Origin of the sequence: Bacillus sp. SIMBA_005, assembly GCF_046535585.1 — a bacterium.
In the GTDB taxonomy this organism is placed as follows: domain Bacteria; phylum Bacillota; class Bacilli; order Bacillales; family Bacillaceae; genus Bacillus; species Bacillus pumilus.
Genome location: NZ_JAWRWI010000182.1, coordinates 1 through 310, shown reverse-complemented (window position 1 = coordinate 310; position 310 = coordinate 1). Strand labels below are relative to the sequence as shown.

Sequence of the window (310 nt, the reverse complement as noted above, 5' to 3'; positions counted from 1 at the left end):
TCAGTGACCGTTGCTTAATTCAAACGGGGCCAGAGCCTGATGAGGTCGGTGTTCAATTTGCAGTGCGCCTGCAGGGAACCGTTACGCTACTCGTCAGTGTCTCACCTGTGCGAAATCAATATGGACAAGGCAATGGGGCGGTTTCTGTGATTCATACTGAAGAGATTGATCAAGTTGTTTATTATGCAGCACAGTCTGGCCGCTGTCCTGATTTCAGTCAAATAACAGTGGAAGATCTGCTCATTGTACCGCCTTTCTACGGCAGCCCGGGCATTATCAGGAAAGGAAACAAGAAGGGTCACTTGACTTC

Annotated in this window: 1 pseudogene; it reads left to right on the top strand. The window is 48.7% G+C overall.

Annotated features, from left to right (window positions below):
- Positions 1–310: pseudogene (locus SB660_RS19670) on the top strand (hypothetical protein); the annotation flags it as partial.